Source organism: Metamycoplasma sualvi (assembly GCF_045276925.1).
In the GTDB taxonomy this organism is placed as follows: domain Bacteria; phylum Bacillota_I; class Bacilli_A; order Mycoplasmatales; family Metamycoplasmataceae; genus UBA710.
The window spans coordinates 547,117-565,947 of record NZ_CP174167.1 but is presented as its reverse complement, the minus strand read 5'-3'; the positions used below and the strand labels follow the sequence as shown (position 1 = coordinate 565,947).

Genomic DNA, 18,831 nt, shown 5'->3' with positions numbered 1-18,831 from the left:
TCACATTTTTATGTCTTATTTTTGTGAGAATTTCACATTTTTATGTCTTATTTTTGTGAGAATTTCACACATAATTATTTTTTGTTGTTCATATTAATAATAAATATTGCAATCATTTTTTAAAAAAATGATAAAGTAAAATTATGTTAGAAAAAATTGTTTCTGGAATTACAGCTACAGGTAAATTAACTTTAGGGAACTACATTGGTTCTATTAAAAATATGATTAAGCTTCAAAATGATTATGAGCAATATATTTTTGTAGCTGATCTTCATGCTCTTACAACATATATTGATCCTAAAGAATTAATAGAGAATAAAAAAAATATTTTTGCTCTCTATTTAGCTTGTGGTTTAGATCCTCAAAAAACAACTTTGTTTTTTCAATCAGATGTACCAGCTCACAGCGAACTAAATTGAATTATAACCACCATTACTAACATGGGTGAATTATCAAAAATGACACAATTTAAAGACAAATCACAAAATATTGTTAAACAAGATAATAAAACAGAAATAATTCCCACTGGTTTATTTGTTTATCCAGCTTTAATGATTGCAGATATTATTTTATACAATCCAAAAGCAGTTCCTGTTGGTATTGACCAAAAACAACATTTAGAATTATGTCAAAAAATTGTAAAAAGAATGAATACCAAGTATCATTTGAATTTTAATGAACCTAAACCAATTATTCCTAAAATAGGAAATAAAATTAAATCATTAGTAAATCCAGAACAAAAAATGTCTAAATCAGACAAAAATGCAAATGCTTCTATTTATTTATTAGATGATCCTGAAGTAGCTTATAAAAAAATTCAAAGAGCAGTTACTGATAGTGAGAATAAAATTTATATTTCAGAAGAAAAACCTGGTGTTTTAAATTTATTAACTATTTTTGCTTCCTTAAAAGACATTTCTATAGAAGAAGCCGAAAAACACTTTAGCAATAAAACATACAAAGATTTAAAAGAAGAAGTTGGAGAAGTTGTAAAACAATTTTTAATTGAGATTCAAAAAAAATATCAATCATATATTCAAAATATTGATGAAATAGCACAAGCAGGAGCTAAAAAAGCAAATAAAATTGCTAGTGAAAATTTATTAATTATTCAAAAAGCATTTGGTTTGAAATAATTTAAATTTTACTAATCATCGATTTATTTCTTTTTTGAGCAATTAAAGTATTTAATAATAAAACAGAAGTAGAACCTACCATTAGAATTGCTCCTAATCATGGAGCAATTAAACCTAATATAGCTAATGGAATGCAAATAATATTAAAAATACCAGCTCAAACAAAATTTAGTTTTACTAAATTCAAAGTTCTTCTTGATAATAAAATTGCTTTATAAACTAAATTTAAATTATTTTCTAAAAGAGAAATATCTGCTATAGAATTAGTTAATTCACTTCCTGAAGCATAAGCAATTCCAATAGAAGCACTTTTAATTGCTAAAATATCATTTGTCCCATCTCCTACAAAGATGATTTCGCCCTTAGTCTTAAATTCATTAATAATTTCTGCTTTTTGATCTGGTAGAAGATCTCCATATCAATAATCAATACCTAATTGATGAGCGATTTTTTCTACATTTTCTTTTCTATCTCCAGATAAGATAATTAATTTGATATTCATATTTTGTAAATTCTTTATTGTTTGTAAAGCATCTTTTTTAATTTGATCTTCAATTTGAAAATAACTAATTACTTCATTATTAATTGAAAAAACACTAATACTTTTATTTTCATCAAAATTTTCTTTTTGATGAAATACATAATTATTTTCTTTAGCATATTTTAATGAAGTAATAGCATAAGTATTTTTGTTATTAGTTGCAAAAATACCTACACCTAAAATTTCTTTTACATTTTTAAATTCAATAGTTTTTAAATTATCATTTGCAAAATAATTTTTAATTGCTTGAGATAATGGATGATTAGATAAAGTTGCTAAATTATAAATATAAGAATCATATTGTTTGTTTTGATTTAAATATTGAGCAACAAAAGGTTTTCCTTCTGTAATTGTTCCTGTTTTATCAAAAGCAACAAAAGATATATCATTAATCATTTCATAAATTTTAGAAGAAGAAAAAAGAATTTTATTTTTAGAAGCAATAAAAGAAGAAGAATAAATAGCAGCTGGAGCTGCAATTCCAAAAGCACAAGGACAAGCAATTACTAGTGTAGCAACAGCATGATATAAAGCATTAGCTATTGGATTTTCATATATTGGATTTTCATAAACGTTATTAAAAATAGCAGGGATAGAAATTGGTAAATATAAAAGTATTAATCACAAAATAAATGTTAGTAATGAAATGATTAAAACTGTTGGCAAGAAATATTTAACAATTTTTTGACTAGTTACTTCAATTTTTGATTTATTATTCATAATTTTTTCTAATTGATTAATTATTTTATTCAAAGTTGAATCACTAGCTAATTTAGTAACTTGATAATAGATTAGATCACCTACATTAATACTTCCTGATAATATTAACTGATTTTTATTAATATCTCTTGGTATGGCTTCGCCCAAAAGAGAAGAATAATCTAAATAAGCATGATCTGATAATAAAATACCATCAGTAGGAATAGCTTGACCTTTAGCTACTTTGACAACATCATTAAGTTGAATCTGATTAGTTTTAACTTTTTTAATTTGGTTATCTTGAACAATTTCTACTTCTTTATTTTGCAACTTTAATAATTCTTTAATTCCTAAAGATGTTTTAACTCTTAATTTATCTTCAATTAAATGACCAATTCCTATGAAAAAAGATAATTCATAACCAATTTCATAAAATTGCATATTTAAATTAAAAAAGTTTTTCTGCACTATTTCAATAATTGACATTATGACAGAATAGAAATAAGTTAAATGAGTAGCTATAGTAATTAAAAAATCCATTGAAAAATCTCTATTTTTCAATTGGCGATAATTATAAAAATAATTAAACTCTAAATAGAAAATTAAAAAAGTAGCTAATAAAAACAAAATAATACTAATAATGTACATATTTGGAATATGAACATTAAAAGAATGAATGATCATAATAGTCATTGCAAATAATGTTATGATTCCTTCAAATATTAGTTTTTGTTTTATATTATTCTTTAAATTTAATTTAAATTCTTTCAGCAACATAACCTATTTTAGCAACCAAATCTATAATAAATTGATCACTATATTTATTTTCATCAGCTTCTACTGACAACATTTTTTCTAATAAATTTAAAGAATACTTAATATCGGGATATTGTTTAAATACTTTATCTACTTTACCAACACATGAAGCACATCTTACATTTATTTCAAATCTTCTAATATCCATAAATTTCCTAACTATGTTATTGAAAATATTTATATAATTAAATTATACAATATTATGAACAATAAAAAAATAAAAAATGATTTAAATCATCAAGCAATTGGTGCCATTAGATATATAGGATTAAAAGCTATTCAAGAAGCAAAAGGTGGTCATGTAGGAATGACTATTTCAGCTGCTCCAATAACATATACATTATTTACAAAATTTATTAAATTAAATCCTCAAGATGGAAAATGAATTAATAGAGACCGTTTTGTTTTAAGTGGTGGTCATGGTTCAATGAGTTTATATCCTATTTTTTATTTTTCAAATCTTTTAACTTTGGATGATATTAAAAAATTTAAAACTGAAGATTCTAAAACTCCAGGGCACCCTGAATATGAAAATGAAGCTGATAATTTTATTGATGCTTCTACAGGTCCATTAGGGCAAGGATTTGCAACAGCAGTTGGAATGGCAATAGCTCAAAAACATATTAGCAACAAATTAGGTAAATATTCAGATTTAATAGATAATTTCACTTATGTTGTTTGTGGAGATGGGGATTTACAAGAAGGTATCACTTATGAAGCAAGTGCTATTGCAGGTAAATATGAATTAAATAAACTAATTGTTTTACATGATTCTAATAAATATCAATTAGATTCATCTGTAGAAAAAGTTTCAATTGAAAATTTAAAACAAAGATTTGAATCTAATAATTGAAATTATTTAAAATGCTCTAATGATCCTAAAGAAATAGAAGCAGCAATTAAAAAAGCTCATTCAAGCAAATCAAAACCTACATTTATTGAAGTTGAAACTATTATTGCAGAAGGTCTAAAAAGTCAAAGTTCTAATAAAGGGCATCATGGTGTAGTAAATGATGATGATCTTGATCAATTTTTAAAATATCATCATTTAAATTTCAAAGATTGAAATATTGATTCTAAAATTATTGAACATTTTCAAAAAAATGTAGCTGATCGTGGAAATAAAGAAGTACAAAAATGGAATAGTAAATTAAATAAAGCTATTAAAGATAAAGAATTTCACGAATTATGAAATACTCTTGTGTCTTCAATAGATTATGAAAAATTATTTGCTAATATTAAAATCAGCGAAAATAATTTAGCAACTAGAGTTTATTTAAAAACATTTTTACAATCAATTAAAGATTTTAATCCATTTGTAATTGCAACATGTGCCGATTTAGTAAGTTCAACAAATGTTGCAATTACTGAAGAAACCATTTTAGAAAATGGTCAATCTTTACCAATTGGAATTAGAGAATTTGCTATGGGAGCTATTATTAATGGAATTAGTTTATATGCAAAAGGAGCAAAAGCAATTGGTGGAACATTTTTAGTATTTGCTGATTACATTAAATCTGCAATTAGATTAGGCGCTTTAATGAAAACACCAAGCATTTATGCTTTTACTCACGACTCTTATTTAGTGGGTGGTGATGGTCCTACACATCAACCTTATGATCAGTTACCAATGTTAAGAGCAATTGAAAATTTAAATGTATATCGTCCAGCAGATGAAGAAGAATTAAGATATGCTTTAATTGCAGCTTTTAATTCATTTACTTATTCAAGTGCAATTATCTTATCTAGACAAAACATTAAATCATTAAATAGCACAATAAAACATTCTGATATAGAAAAAGGTGTTCATATTGTTAAAGAATGTAAAAATCCAGATTATGTTATTGCAGCTTCAGGATCGGAAGTACAACTAGCATTACAAGTTGCTCAAGATATTGAAAATATTAAAGTTATATCTGTTCCTTGTTTAGATCTTGCAATTCAAATGAGTGAAAAAGAAAAAAATAAACATTTTAAAGCTAAAAAATTGTTTTTAACTTTAGAAGCATCAGCAGATTATAAATGATTTGGATTACATTTGAATCATCAAAATAATTACCACATTGGAGCTTATACATTTGGTAAATCAATGGATGGAGATCTTTTATATAACCAAAAAGGATTTAATAAACAATCAATATTAAAATTATTAAAAAAATATAATTAATTTAGGTGTTGCGATTACAATTATAAAAAAGAAAATAGCTTCATTCAAAACGAAGCTATTTTTATATATTTTGATCAATTTGATATGGTGCGCGAGGAGGGACTCGAACCCTCACACCAAAGGCACAAGTGCCTAAAACTTGCGTGTCTGCCAATTTCACCACTCGCGCAATTTTAATCAATACAATTAAATTCAATAATTAATGGTGTTTTTCAACAAATGGTACGCCCTAGAGGATTTGAACCTCTGACCCACTGGTTAAAAGCCAGTTGCTCTACCTGCTGAGCTAAGGGCGCAATGGTGCCGTTTATAGGACTTGAACCTACGACCTACTGATTACAAGTCAGTTGCTCTGCCAACTGAGCTAAAACGGCATGGTGGAAGTTAAGGGACTCGAACCCATGACCCTTGCCTTGTAAGGGCAATGCTCTCCCAGCTGAGCTAAACTTCCTAAAAAATGGTGACCTATACGGGACTCGAACCCGTGAATCCATGGATGAAAACCATGTGTGTTGACCGCTTCACCAATAGGCCGAATGGCGCCGACAACAAGGATTGAACTTGTGACCCACTGGTTAACAGCCAGTTGCTCTACCGCTGAGCTATGTCGGCAATTCAAGATAAGTAATATTTTAATACAAAAAAATAAAATTTAAATAATATTAAAATGTTTTTTAATTATATACAAAAATTATATAAATTTATAAAAAAAGCGTTAAAATACATTAACTATTATTTTAAAAATTAAAATAAACATTGAGAGGAAAAAGAAAAAACACTAAAAAAGAGTTGTTATTTCTTTTTTTATATTTCTTTGTTTATTAGTAAGGGGTATTTAGTGCAAAAAAACAATTATAAAGTTCAAAAATTTGGTCCTATTACAGAAAGAAGAAATTATTCAAATACAAAACATGAATTAGAAATTCAAGATCTTTTACAAATGCAAAAAGATTCATTTGATTGATTATTAAAAAAGGGACTAGAGGAAACTTTTAATGAAATATATCCAATTAAATCTAATAATGACAAAATTATTATTGATTATGTAAAAAAATCAGTAAAAATCCAAAAACCAAAAAATGAATATACAGCAATCCAAGAAGCAAAACAAAAAGGTTCAACATATTCTGCAAAAATCTTTATTAAATTAAGAAAAACAGTTGTTGAAACAGGTGAAGTTAAAGAGGATGAAATATTATTTGGAGAAATTCCTTTAATGACATCAGCAGCTTCTTTTGTTGTTAATGGTTCTGAAAAAATTATTGTATCTCAATTAATAAGATCAGCTGGAGCTTACTATGGACTTTCAGTTAGAAACAAACAAACAGATGATTTGTTTAATAAATTAGAATTTATTCCTAAATTAGGAGCATGAATTGAAATATTCCATAGAGTTACAGGGAATTCAACAGATTCTGTAAAAGTTAAAATTAATAAACAAAAATCAATTTTTCTATCAACTTTTTTAAGAGCATTTGGACTTGATAAAGAAACAATTATTAATCTATTTGGTAATTCCGATGTAATGAAAGAAACTCTAAAAAGAGAAAAAACACAAGATCAATATAGCTCAACAGAAGCAATTTATCAAATTATTAGAAAAGGAGATAGAGTTACAAAAGAATCTGTTAACTCATTATTACCAAACTTATTTTTTAATGAAAGAAGATATAATTTATCAAGAACTGGAAGATATGTTTTAAATAACAAATTAAAACTATCAAGTCGTATTATTGATACTATTTTAGCTGAAGATTTAATTGCTGATGAAACAAATGATGAATATGTAGCAGGACAAGTAATTTTTAAAAAAGGTCACAAATTTACAGCTAAAGATGCTCAATTAGTAGACAAATTATTTAGAGATAAAGTTTTAAAATTAACTAATATTCCTAACATTAATCCAGAATTAGTTTATGGAAAAATGATTAATACAAATCCAAAACTAAAAACAAAAATCAAAGTTGCAATGATTAAAGTTTATGCAAATGAACAAAAATACCAAAAAGGTGAAGAACCTACTTTAGTTATTGGAAACAATCAGCAAGATGATGATTTAATATTATTAATTTCAGACATTGTAGCTTCTATTTCTTATTACTTTAACTTAATCGAGGGAATTGGATTAGATGATGATCCAGATTCATTAATTAATAAGAGAATAATCTTAATTGGTGAATTATTACAAAATCAATTCAAAATTGCTTTAACTAAAGTTGAAAGAAATACTAAAGAAAGAATGGCATCAAAAGAAATTGATAAAATAACTCCAAAAAATGTTACAAACAATAAACCAGTTTATAATCAATTTAAAACATTCTTTAACTCATCTAAATTATCACAATTTATGGATCAAATTAATCCATTATCAGAAATTTCTAATAAAAGAAGAATTACATCTTTAGGACCTGGAGGATTGAATAGAGAAACAGCTCAATTTGAAGTTCGGGATGTTCATCCTACTCATTATGGAAGAATTTGTCCTATTGAAACACCTGAAGGACCTAACATTGGGTTGATTTTAAATTTAGCTGTTTATGCAAGAATTAATGAATACGGTTTTTTAGAAACTCCATACTTTAGAGTAAATAAAGGTGTTGTTGATTATTCAGAACCTGTTTATTTAATTGCTTCAGAAGAGTTTGGATTTACTTTTGCTCAATCAACAGTTACAATTGATGATAATAACAGAATTGTAAATGAAGAAGTAACAGTTAGAAAAAATCATGACTTTATTATTGTAAAACCTGAAGAAGTAGACTTTATTGATGTTTCATCAAGACAGATGACATCAATTGCAGCTTCTGCTATTCCATTTTTAGAAAATGATGATGCTAACAGGGCATTGATGGGTTCAAACATGCAACGTCAAGCTGTTTCACTTTTAAATGCAGAAGCACCAATTGTAGGAACAGGAATTGAAAGTGCTATAGCAAACTTTTCAGCAGGTAATTTAAAAGCCAAAAAATCAGGTGAAGTAGTTTTTGTTGATTCAACTAAAATTAAAATTAAATCAGATAATAGTGATGAAATTATTGTATATAACTTAAAACAATTTGAAAAATCAAATCAAGGAACATTAATTCATCAAATTCCAATAGTAAAATTAAATGATCATGTAAATGAAAATGATTTATTAACCGATGGTTCTTCATTTAAAGATGGAGAAATGGCTTTAGGTAAAAACTTATTAGTGGCATTTTCTACATGAAATGGTTATAACTTTGAGGATGCTATCATCATCAATGAAAGATTAGTAAAAGATGATGTTTTAACTTCGATCCATATTGAAGAACAAACAATTCAATTTAGATCTTCAAAAACAGGGAATGATAAATTAACTGCAGAAATTCCTAATGTTTCAACAGCATCTAAGAGATTTTTAGATGAAAATGGAATTGTAATAATAGGTTCAGAAGTATCAGCTGGAGATATTTTAGTAGGAAGGGTATCACCAAAAGGAGAACACAATCCAACTCCTGAAGAAAAATTAATGGCAGCTATTTTTGGTTCTCGTGATTCTAACTTACAAGATACTTCATTAAAAGTAAAACATGGTCAAGCAGGAACTGTAATTAATGTTGAAATTCTATCTAGAGATCACGGAGATATTTTAGAAGATGGAATTGAAAAAATAGTTAAAGTTTATATTGCTCAAAAAAGAAAAATTAAAGTTGGTGATAAGCTAGCTGGACGTCATGGAAATAAAGGGGTTATTTCAGTTATTTTACCTGAAGAAGATATGCCTTATTTAGAAGATGGTACTCCAATTGATATTTGTTTAAATCCACAAGGGGTTCCTTCTCGGATGAATTTAGGACAAATTTTAGAATTGCATTTAGGATATGCAGGTAAAAAATTAAATGTTAAATTTGCTTGTCCTTCATTTGATGGAATTAAAATCAATGATATTCAAAATGTACTAAAAGAAGCTAAGCTACCAATTTCTGGAAAACAAAAATTATATAACCCAATTAATGGTGAAGTAATTGATAATGATGTTGCAGTTGGAGTAATGTATATGTTGAAATTATCACATATGGTTGATGACAAAATGCATGCAAGAAGCGTTGGTCCTTATTCTTTAATTACTCAACAACCTTTAGGTGGAAAATCACAAAATGGGGGACAAAGATTTGGAGAGATGGAAACATGAGCTATTGAAGCCCATGGAGCTACAAACATCTTACAAGAATTATTAACTTACAAATCAGATAATATTTCAGGTAGAAACAAACTTTATAATGCATTAGCAACAGGATCTGAATTACCTACACCAGGTACTCCAGAATCATTCAATGTTCTTGCTTATGAATTAAGGGGTCTTGGAATTAAATTAGATGTTCATGAAAAAGATTCAGAGAAAAAAAATAATAAACTAGGAGGTAGCCAATAATGTCAATCGAAAGAAAAACATATGCTAATATAGAAGAAAATAGAATTGATAAAGTATCTCTTGGAATTGCTACACCTCAAGATGTTTTAGATTGATCAAATGGTGAGGTTACTAAACCAGAAACAATTAACTATAAAACATATAAACCAGAACCAGATGGTTTATTTGATGAGTTAATTTTTGGACCTGTAACAGATTATAAATGTCCAATATGTGCTAAAAAATATAAAAGATCTTCAGAGGGTATTACTTGTGAAGCAACAGAATTATGTAAAGAAAAAAAACCTGAAATTTTACCTAAAATTTCTAGAAGATCAAGAATGGGACACATTAAATTAAATTCTCCTGTTGTTCATTTTTGATTTTTCAAAGTAGATAATTCAATTATTACTAAATTATTAGGATTAAAAATTGGTGATACTGATAAAAGTCAAACAAGAGTTTCATTGGAAGGTGTTATTTACTATAAATCTCACATTGTTTTAGATTCTGGTGGTTTAAAATCATTACCAAAAAATTTAATTATAGAAATTAATCAAGCAGCTGCTATTTATAGAAATGTTTTAATGGAAATTAGAGAAAAATTTGAAACAAATAGCTCTGAATATAAAGAAATTACCGAAGCTATTGAAGAATTAGAAGAAAAAGCAACTTCTAAAGAAGGTAAAGATTACGGAATTGATTTTTATGAATTAAATGAAATTATTGAATATTATTCAGATGCTAAAATAGATTCAGGTGCAAAAGCAATTGAAACTTTACTAACAAATTTTGATCTTCAAGAAGCAAGAAAAGAAGTAAAAGCTGAAATTCAAAAATTAACTAAACAAATCGCTTCTAATAAAGAAAAAGGTAGACAATCAAAAATTCAACAAAGAGAAAAACTATATAAAAGAATTAAAATTATCAATTCATTTATTTCTTCAAAACAACATCCAAAAGATATGTTGATTTACAATCTACCAGTTATTCCTGTTGATTTAAGACCTTTAATTCAATTAGATGGTGGTCGTCATTCAACTTCAGATATTAATGAATTATATAGAAGAATTATTATTAGAAATAATAGATTAAAAAAATGACAAGAATCAGATGCTCCTATCTTGATTTTACAAAATGAATTAAGAATGATTCAAGAAGCTGTAGATGCTTTAATTGATAATGCTAAGAGAACATCAAATCAAGTAGTTTCAAAAGATAATCGTCCTTTAAAATCAATTGCTGATGCTTTAACAGGTAAAAAAGGTAGATTTAGACAAAACCTTTTAGGAAAACGTGTTGATTATTCAGGACGTTCTGTTATTGTTGTGGGTCCAGAATTAAAAATGCACCAAGTGGGTATTCCAAGGGAAATGGCTACAAAATTATTTGAACCATGAATTGTTAAAGAATTAATTTCTAAAAATGTAACCACATCAATTAAAGGTGCTAAAAAATTAATTGATGATCTAAATCCTATTATTTGACCACATGTAGCTGCTGCCATTAGAAATAAACCTGTTTTACTAAACCGTGCTCCTACATTACACCGTTTATCAATCCAAGCATTTGAACCTGTTTTAATTAGGGGAAGAGCTATCAAATTACATCCATTAGTAACAACAGCATTTAATGCTGACTTTGATGGTGACCAAATGGCAGTCCATGTTCCAATTAGTGATAAAGCAATTTATGAAGCTAAAGAATTAATTATGGCTAATAGAAATATTCTTGGTCCAAAAGATGGAGAACCAATTATTAACCCATCTCAAGATATTGTTCTAGGTCTTTACTACTTATCAATTGAAAAACCAGGATTAAAAGGAGAAGGAAAATTCTTCTTAGATTTTGATTCAATGATGATTGCATATCAAAATAAAGAGGTAGATTTACATTCAAGAATTGCTATTCCTTATAAATCAATTAAACCTGAATTAGCTGCTGAAAATGCAGAATTAAATGATGCTTACATTATTTCAACTGTTGGTAAATTTATTTTTAATAACATTATGCCTGAACATATGCCATTTATTTTCAACAATTCAGATGAAGCATTAGATGATAATTGTAAACAGTATTTTGTAAAACCAGGTACAAACATTAAAGAGGTAATTAATAATTTAGAAATTAATGATCCATTTACTAAAAAATCAATTGCTAAAGTAATTAGAAGATTCTTTGAAAAATATGTTGCTAATACATCATTAAGACAAGTAGCTTTAGCAATTAAACCTTTAGATAATAAAACAGGACAAGATTTAGCAAAATTAGAAAAAAGATTTGCAGAAATTCCATCTTTAACAGCAAACCAAACCATTTCTAAACATCATGCTAAAATCCTAGCTAAATTAGTATTTAATGAATATAAATTAATGTTGAAAAGAATTGAATTAGAAAATATTCAAAATCATTTCGATGGAGAAATAAGAGAATTAGACAAATCAGAAAAAATTAATCTTATTCAAATTGTTTGATTCAACTATACTAACCAAGTTGCTTCAGTGCTAGATAAAATTAAAGAATTAGGATTTAAATATTCTACTATTTCAGGTATTACTATTTCATATTCAGATGTTATTTCAGCTGATAATAAAAAAGAAAATATTGCTGAAGGAAATCAATATGTTGATAATCTAAAACAAAAATTCCAATTAGGTTTAATAACAGACTATGAAAGATATTCATTAACAATTAAAAAATGAACTGAAATTAAACAAAGAATTCAAGACAATTTAGATATCAAGATGAAAGAAAATCCTTTCAATCCAATTCATATGATGATCCAATCTGGGGCCAGAGGAAATGTTTCTAACTTAGTTCAATTAGCTGGAATTCGGGGATTGATGGCAAATAACACAAAACAATTAAAAGCTGATGCTCAAAATGAAAGAGGAGTTTATTCAGTTGTTGAAGTTCCTGTTAAATCTTCATTCTTAGATGGTTTATCTGCATATGAGTTCTATTCATCAACTCACGGAGCTAGAAAAGGATTGACCGATACAGCTCTTAACACAGCTAGATCAGGATATTTAACCCGTCGTTTAGTAGATGTTGGTCAATCAATTGTAGTTAGAGAAGAAGATTGTGGATCTGATTTTGGTAATTTAGTTCATTCTTTTGTAGATTCAAGAACAAAACAAGTTATTGTAGATTTTAAAGAAAGAATTGAAGGAAGATTTGCTAATAGTCCAATTGTTGATAAAAATGGAAAAGTTATTGTTGATAAAAATGTTTTAATTACTCCTGAACTTGTGAAAAAAATTGTGGCTGCTAAAATAACAGAAGTAGATATTCGTTCAATTTTAGGTTGTCATACAAGAAATGGTGTATGTAAAAGATGTTATGGTAAAGATTTATCAACCAATAGAGTTGTCGCAATTGGTGAAGCAGTAGGAATTATTGCAGCTCAATCAATTGGGGAACCAGGGACTCAGTTAACAATGCGTACATTCCACTCTGGAGGGGTTGCTGGTGTAGAAGATATTACTGGTGGATTTGGTCGTTTAATAGAATTAATTGATGCATATGATAAACCATGAGGTCGTCCAGCTGTTATTGCTAATCGTTCAGGAAAAATTGTTTCAATTAAGCCTGACTATGAACAAGTTAATGTGGAAATAGTAGAATTAGAATACACTAATGAAGATGGACAAAAAGGTATAGAAAAATACGAAATCACTGCTAATGCTAGAAAGAGAGTAAAAGTAGGTGATGTTGTAGTACCTGGCCAAAAAATTACTGATGGTCCAATTATTTTAAAAGAATTATTAAGATTAACTTCACAAAGAAATGTTCAAAATTATTTATTAAAAGAAATTCAAAAAATATATCGTATGCAAGGAATTTCAATTTCAGATAAATATATTGAAATTATCATTAGACAAATGTGTTCTAAAGTAGTTATTACTGATGCAGGAGATTCATCATTCTTTGTTGGATCAATTGAAGATATTTTCACATATCAAGAAGAAGCTAATAACTTATTAGAAAAAGGTAAAAAACCTCCATATGGAGTTGTTGTAATAAAAGGAGCAAAACAAACTCCATTATTATCAGAATCATTCTTAGCTGCAGCTTCATACCAAGAAACTTCAAAAATTTTAGTGCATGCAGCGATTTCAAACCAAGTTGATAATTTAGAAGGACTAAAAGAAAATATTATTTTAGGACATAAAATTCCAGTAGGTACTTCTTCAAATTATGAACAAGATTCTAAATATGATCTTTTAGACTTAAATGAATTATTCTATGAACAATAAAATATGGCTATTAATAATGAATTAACTTTTGATGTTGTAATAATAGGCGCAGGACCAGCAGGTTTAACATGTTCTATTTACGCTTCTAGAGGTAATTTAAAAGTTGCTTTTATAGATAAAGGTGCTCCTGGTGGAAAAATGACTGCAACATATGAAATAGAAAATTGATCAGGAGAAGAAAATATTAAAGGTTATGAATTATCTACCAAAATGTTAAATCATGCTTTAAAATTAGGAGCAAAACATATTTATGGTAATGTAATTCGCATTGAGAATATATCTGAATTTGAACATTATGTTTATTTAGAGAATAACCAAAAAATTAAAGCAAAAGCTATTGTTATAGCATCAGGGATGGATAATAAAAAACCGCCAATTCCTAATATTGATTTTTATAATAATAAAGGTGTGTCATATTGTGTAATATGTGATGCTCCTTTTTATAAAAACAAACCCGCTGCCATTATTGGTGGAGGTGATAGTGCTTTTGAAGAATCAATATATTTATCTTCAATTGCATCTAAGGTTTATATTTTTATTAGAAAATCTTATCCAAAAGCAGAACCAAAAATGGTAGAAGATGTTCAAAAAATTGACAATATAGAAATATTTTACAATTCTGAAATTGTAGAATTATTTGGCAAAGAACAATTAGAAAAAGTGAAATATATCGAAAATGGCGAAGAAAAATTCAAAGAAATTAATCATCTATATCCATATATAGGATTTTTACCAATTAACTATTTTGCAAAAGATTTACCTATTTTTGATGCTAATGGTTTTATAGAAACAAATGAAAACATGGAAACAAAAGTTAAAGGAATATATGCAATTGGAGATGTTCGCCAAAAAAGTATTCGGCAAATTGTTACAGCAGCCTCAGATGGAGCAATTGCAGGGAAAATATTAACAAATAAAATAAAAAAATAAATATTATTTGAATGTATAATTTTAATATCATTCTGATGTTTGTTTTTAAGGAGTAAAAATGGTTGATAAAAAGATTATTCAATCTAAAAATGTTAAAAGATTTTATGTTCCTAGAATTTTAGTTATTTATTTAAGTGATTCTGATTTAAGCATTTTTCAAGATTTCTCAAGAAATGCTTTTGAGTATGCAAATTTTGCTCAAATTGGTTTTTCAAATCCATTTTTATATCAAAAATCAGCTAATCATTTTAATGGTAAATTCTATTCTTGAATTCAAACTAAAAAACATGAAAGCAGAATTATGAAACCATCAACCTTTTTCCGTTCACAACAAGGAATAGAATTGATGAATCAAATTAAAGATATGGACATAGCGGTATTGGTATACAAATCTTCTAGATTAACTAATTTAGAATATGTTGCTGAATTAATTCAAATGTTAGATAAAAATGATGTTTTTACATTCCATTTTGTACTTGAAAACTTTATTCAACCATTGGATACTAGAGAAATATATGAAAAAATGATTAAATCATTAAAAAGAAAAAGACAACTATATATTCCAATTCAAGAAGAAGTCATTGTATCTACATATAAAAATGCAACAATTTCTACAAGAAATTATTATGCTAACTTATACATCAATAATTTAATTGATTTATTTATATCACCATTTTTAGATCCAAAAAGAAATCCTGATGCTTTTTCAAAAACAAAAGCTTTATTTTATAAAACCAAAAGAAATTTTGAAACCAAAATTGTTACTTCAATAGGTTATTCAGAAGATCCTGTAGATAATGCAGAGTTGGCTTTAATTCAAGCTTTATCTTCTCCAATGTTTGCAGCAGCATTTGAAGCATCAAATACATTTATAGTTTCAGTAAAAATGCCTTATTTTACAGAAGAAGCCATGAATAAATTGGAAACAATTTTAAAATTAGTTGTAGGAGAATGAAAACAATTCTATATTTTAACTTATACAGGTCGTTTTGATTTTGCGAAATATTGTCAAGTATCAATTATGGCAATTAATGTAGATGAAAGCAAATTAATTAAAGATGCTGATGATATTCAACAAAGTATTAAGAAAATTTTAATAAATGTTCAAAAATCAAAAAATCTTTTTGATTCTAAGAAAACACAAGAATTCTTGTTAAATAAAGAATCTAAAATTGATGCTCTAGAAGGTTAGTTATTTTTTAATCTAATTTGTAATTTAATAATTCAATTTTTTGATCATTCATATAAACTTGATCAATTATTGCTCCACCTATACATAAATCATCTTCATATAAAACAATTTGTTGACCTGGTGTTACAGCAAGTTCATGGTGATATTCAACAATAATTTCATTTTTTTCTTTATCTATTACTACATTAAAAATCTTGATATCATTTTGACGGTATCTAAATTTGGCATGCAAATTATTAATATCAAAATCGCTAGTTATTAAATTTAAATTTGTTGCTTTTAGTTTATTAGAAGCTAAATATTTATCTTGTTGTGATAAAGGAGCAACAAATATTTCTTTTTTATCAATATTTTTCGCAGCAACAAAATAAGGTTCACTCATTCCACCAAGCTTTAAACCCTTTCTTTGGCCAAAAGTATAATACATAGTTCCAAAATGTTTCCCAACAATTTTTTTAGTTTTAACATCTATGATATTACCAGGATTTGATGGGATATAGTTTTGTAAGAATTCATCAAATTTCCTTTCTCCAATAAAACAAATACCTGTTGAATCCTTTTTATTTGCAACATTTAATTTTATTTTTTTTGCAATCTCTCTTACTTCTGACTTTAAATAACCAGCTAAAGGAAAAATAATTTTTTCTAATTGCTTTTTAGATAGTTGAGCTAAAAAATATGTTTGATCTTTTTCTAAATCTTTTGGTTTGTATAATAAATTATTCTCTAATTTAGCATAATGACCTGTAGCTAAATAATCACCCTTTAAATTATTTAAAGCATAATTTAGCATCTTGTCAAACTTAATAAATTTATTACATAAAATATCTGGATTAGGAGTTCTTCCTTTTGAATATTCTTCTAAAAAATTTTCAAAAACATATTTTCAATATTCATCTATAAAATCAATTCTTTCTAATTTAATATCTAATATTTTGGCTGCATTTAAAGCATCTAGATAATCTTGCTCTTGAGGGCAGATTGCACTATTCGCAGTTTCTTTGTTACCTAAAATATCATTATTAGCTATTGAATCTCAATTTCTCATGAATAATCCAATAACTTCATAACCCTGTTCTTTTAATAAATAAGCACTAACAGCAGAGTCCACTCCACCTGACATGCCGACAATAACTCTTTTTTTAGATTTCATATTATCCCTATTGTGTCTATATTATTTTTTTGTTTTTTTAGCTATTTCAAGTGTGGATGTTTTACTTTGACTTTTTGAAAAAAATATAGTTAAAAAAATTGATTGTAGTTTTTCTACAACAGAAAAAACTAGTCTGCTAATTTGATTTAATTGATATTGAATAACTTCATCTTTACCAAAGCTTTTGTTAATTTCTTTTTGAAACTTTTCATATTTATTTTCAAAATTAATATTCAATTCATCAAACAAATCTAGTTTATTATTAGATGTACCATTATTTAACTTCATAACATTTTCAATGTATTCTAAATACAATTTAGAAAGAGGCATAAAATTTTTAATAACATCTTGATTGATATTATTTCTAACAATAATTTTAGCAATTGATTGAGCATATTCACATGAACGTGAAATATCTTTTGTAGAATAAATAATTGAAATAATAAATCTTAAATGATTTGCACGAGGGTCATCTTTTGATATAGTTCAAATACATTCATCTAATAATTCATCTTCCATGTCTTTTGATCTTTTTAATCTTCTTTCAACATTATCAAAAATAATATGTAAATTATCATTAATATATTTATTAGCATCTGCTCACAATTTTTTATGAATTTCATGCATTAATAAAATGTAAGACAATATTAATTCTTTTAATTTTTTTTCGCTTTTCAATAATATATTGTAGTTAGTTGACATACTATCCTATCCTTCCATTAATATAATCTTTTGTTTTTTTATTATTAGGTCTTAAAAACACTTGTTTTGTTTTTCCTTTTTCAATGATCTCACCTTTGTAAAAGAAAATAGTTTCATCACTAATTCTTTGTGCTTGAGCCATAGAATGGGTAACAATTACAATAGTATATTTTTTAGATAATAAAAGAATTAACTCTTCTATTTTAGCAGTAGCAATTGGATCTAAAGCTGAAGTAGGCTCATCCATTAATAACACATCAGGTTCTAAAGCAATTGCTCTAGCAATACATAATCTTTGTTGTTGACCACCAGATAAACTAGTTCCTAGTTCAAGTAAATTATCTTTTACTTCATCTCATAAAGCGGCATGAGTTAAAGCATTTTCTACAATTTTATCTAATGTTTTTTTATCATGAATTCCATTTGATTTTGGTCCATATGCAACATTATCATAAATAGAAATAGGAAAAGGTGTTGGTTTTTGAAATACCATTCCAACTTTAGTTCTTAAAAGAGTTACTGAAAATTTTTTAGAGTTAATATTTTTCCCTTCAAAAAAAATGTTCCCTTCTTTTTTAACTCCTTCTACTTCATCATTCATTCGATTTAATTCTCTTAAAAAAGTGGATTTACCACATCCTGAGGGCCCAATTAAGGCTGTAACCTTATTTAATTTAATGTTTGTATTGATATTAAAAAGAGCTTGTTTTTGACCATTTTTATACCATAATGATAAATTTTCAATTTCAAAAGCATTTTCCTTATTTGTTTGTTCTAAATTTTCTTTAAAGTTCTTGTTTTGTGTTTTTTTGTTTCAAAATTTAAAATTCATAATTTAAATTATATTGAAATTTATTTTTA

11 protein-coding genes and 6 tRNA genes are annotated in these 18,831 nt (G+C 26.6%); 6 read left to right on the top strand and 11 right to left on the bottom strand.

The window, feature by feature from the left end:
* The first annotated feature begins 143 nt into the window (after positions 1-143).
* Positions 144-1,136, top strand: a complete 993-nt coding sequence (trpS, locus tag ACJA29_RS02760) for a tryptophan--tRNA ligase (RefSeq protein ID WP_406602373.1) — start codon at positions 144-146, stop codon at positions 1,134-1,136.
* Position 1,137: 1 nt separating this feature from the next.
* Here trpS and ACJA29_RS02755 read toward each other — a convergent pair whose 3' ends face one another.
* Together ACJA29_RS02755 and ACJA29_RS02750 are read right to left on the bottom strand one after the other, a co-directional pair.
* Positions 1,138-3,153, bottom strand: coding sequence for a heavy metal translocating P-type ATPase (locus ACJA29_RS02755; RefSeq protein ID WP_406602372.1), 2,016 nt, complete (start codon positions 3,151-3,153; stop codon positions 1,138-1,140).
* The gene (locus ACJA29_RS02750; protein ID WP_406602371.1) at positions 3,134-3,340 is read right to left on the bottom strand and encodes a cation transporter; all 207 of its coding nucleotides are present in this window, start codon (positions 3,338-3,340) and stop codon (positions 3,134-3,136) included. The genes ACJA29_RS02755 and ACJA29_RS02750 overlap by 20 nt, the downstream gene beginning before the upstream one ends.
* A gap of 54 nt (positions 3,341-3,394) precedes the next feature.
* Here ACJA29_RS02750 and ACJA29_RS02745 point away from each other — a divergent pair, with 54 nt between their 5' ends.
* Complete coding sequence (locus ACJA29_RS02745) at positions 3,395-5,359, top strand: transketolase (protein WP_406602370.1); 1,965 nt, start codon at positions 3,395-3,397, stop codon at positions 5,357-5,359.
* 85 nt (positions 5,360-5,444) lie between these two features.
* Here the strand turns inward: ACJA29_RS02745 and ACJA29_RS02740 are convergent.
* The 6 genes from ACJA29_RS02740 to ACJA29_RS02715 form a co-directional block, all read right to left on the bottom strand.
* Positions 5,445-5,528 (bottom strand) — tRNA-Leu (locus ACJA29_RS02740).
* A gap of 51 nt (positions 5,529-5,579) precedes the next feature.
* A tRNA-Lys gene (locus ACJA29_RS02735) sits at positions 5,580-5,655 on the bottom strand.
* 2 nt (positions 5,656-5,657) lie between these two features.
* A tRNA-Thr gene (locus tag ACJA29_RS02730) sits at positions 5,658-5,733 on the bottom strand.
* Position 5,734: 1 nt separating this feature from the next.
* A tRNA-Val gene (locus tag ACJA29_RS02725) sits at positions 5,735-5,810 on the bottom strand.
* A gap of 7 nt (positions 5,811-5,817) precedes the next feature.
* A tRNA-Glu gene (locus tag ACJA29_RS02720) sits at positions 5,818-5,893 on the bottom strand.
* 3 nt (positions 5,894-5,896) lie between these two features.
* A tRNA-Asn gene (locus tag ACJA29_RS02715) sits at positions 5,897-5,971 on the bottom strand.
* A 223-nt stretch (positions 5,972-6,194) separates the two neighbouring features.
* Here ACJA29_RS02715 and ACJA29_RS02710 point away from each other — a divergent pair.
* Genes ACJA29_RS02710 through p42 form a run of 4 tightly spaced genes read left to right on the top strand, consistent with a single transcriptional unit; the run spans position 6,195 to position 16,115 of the window.
* Positions 6,195-9,755: a DNA-directed RNA polymerase subunit beta gene (locus tag ACJA29_RS02710; protein ID WP_406602974.1), complete on the top strand. Its 3,561-nt coding sequence runs from the start codon at positions 6,195-6,197 to the stop codon at positions 9,753-9,755.
* Positions 9,755-13,993, top strand: coding sequence for a DNA-directed RNA polymerase subunit beta' (gene rpoC, locus ACJA29_RS02705; protein ID WP_406602369.1), 4,239 nt, complete (start codon positions 9,755-9,757; stop codon positions 13,991-13,993). The genes ACJA29_RS02710 and rpoC overlap by 1 nt, the downstream gene beginning before the upstream one ends.
* Positions 13,994-13,996: 3 nt before the next feature.
* Complete coding sequence (locus tag ACJA29_RS02700) at positions 13,997-14,923, top strand: NAD(P)/FAD-dependent oxidoreductase (RefSeq protein ID WP_406602368.1); 927 nt, start codon at positions 13,997-13,999, stop codon at positions 14,921-14,923.
* A 58-nt stretch (positions 14,924-14,981) separates the two neighbouring features.
* Positions 14,982-16,115 (top strand): gliding machinery protein P42, encoded by a 1,134-nt coding sequence (p42, locus tag ACJA29_RS02695; protein ID WP_406602367.1) that lies wholly within the window; start codon positions 14,982-14,984, stop codon positions 16,113-16,115.
* Positions 16,116-16,122: 7 nt separating this feature from the next.
* Here p42 and mnmA read toward each other — a convergent pair whose 3' ends face one another.
* Genes mnmA through pstB form a run of 3 tightly spaced genes read right to left on the bottom strand, consistent with a single transcriptional unit; the run spans position 16,123 to position 18,802 of the window.
* Positions 16,123-17,268, bottom strand: a complete 1,146-nt coding sequence (mnmA, locus tag ACJA29_RS02690) for a tRNA 2-thiouridine(34) synthase MnmA (RefSeq protein ID WP_406602366.1) — start codon at positions 17,266-17,268, stop codon at positions 16,123-16,125.
* Positions 17,269-17,289: 21 nt separating this feature from the next.
* Entirely contained in the window at positions 17,290-17,970 is a 681-nt protein-coding gene (locus ACJA29_RS02685) for a PhoU domain-containing protein (protein WP_406602365.1), read from the bottom strand.
* 1 nt (position 17,971) lies between these two features.
* Positions 17,972-18,802: a phosphate ABC transporter ATP-binding protein PstB gene (pstB, locus tag ACJA29_RS02680; protein ID WP_406602364.1), complete on the bottom strand. Its 831-nt coding sequence runs from the start codon at positions 18,800-18,802 to the stop codon at positions 17,972-17,974.
* Between the last annotated feature and the right edge of the window lie 29 nt (positions 18,803-18,831).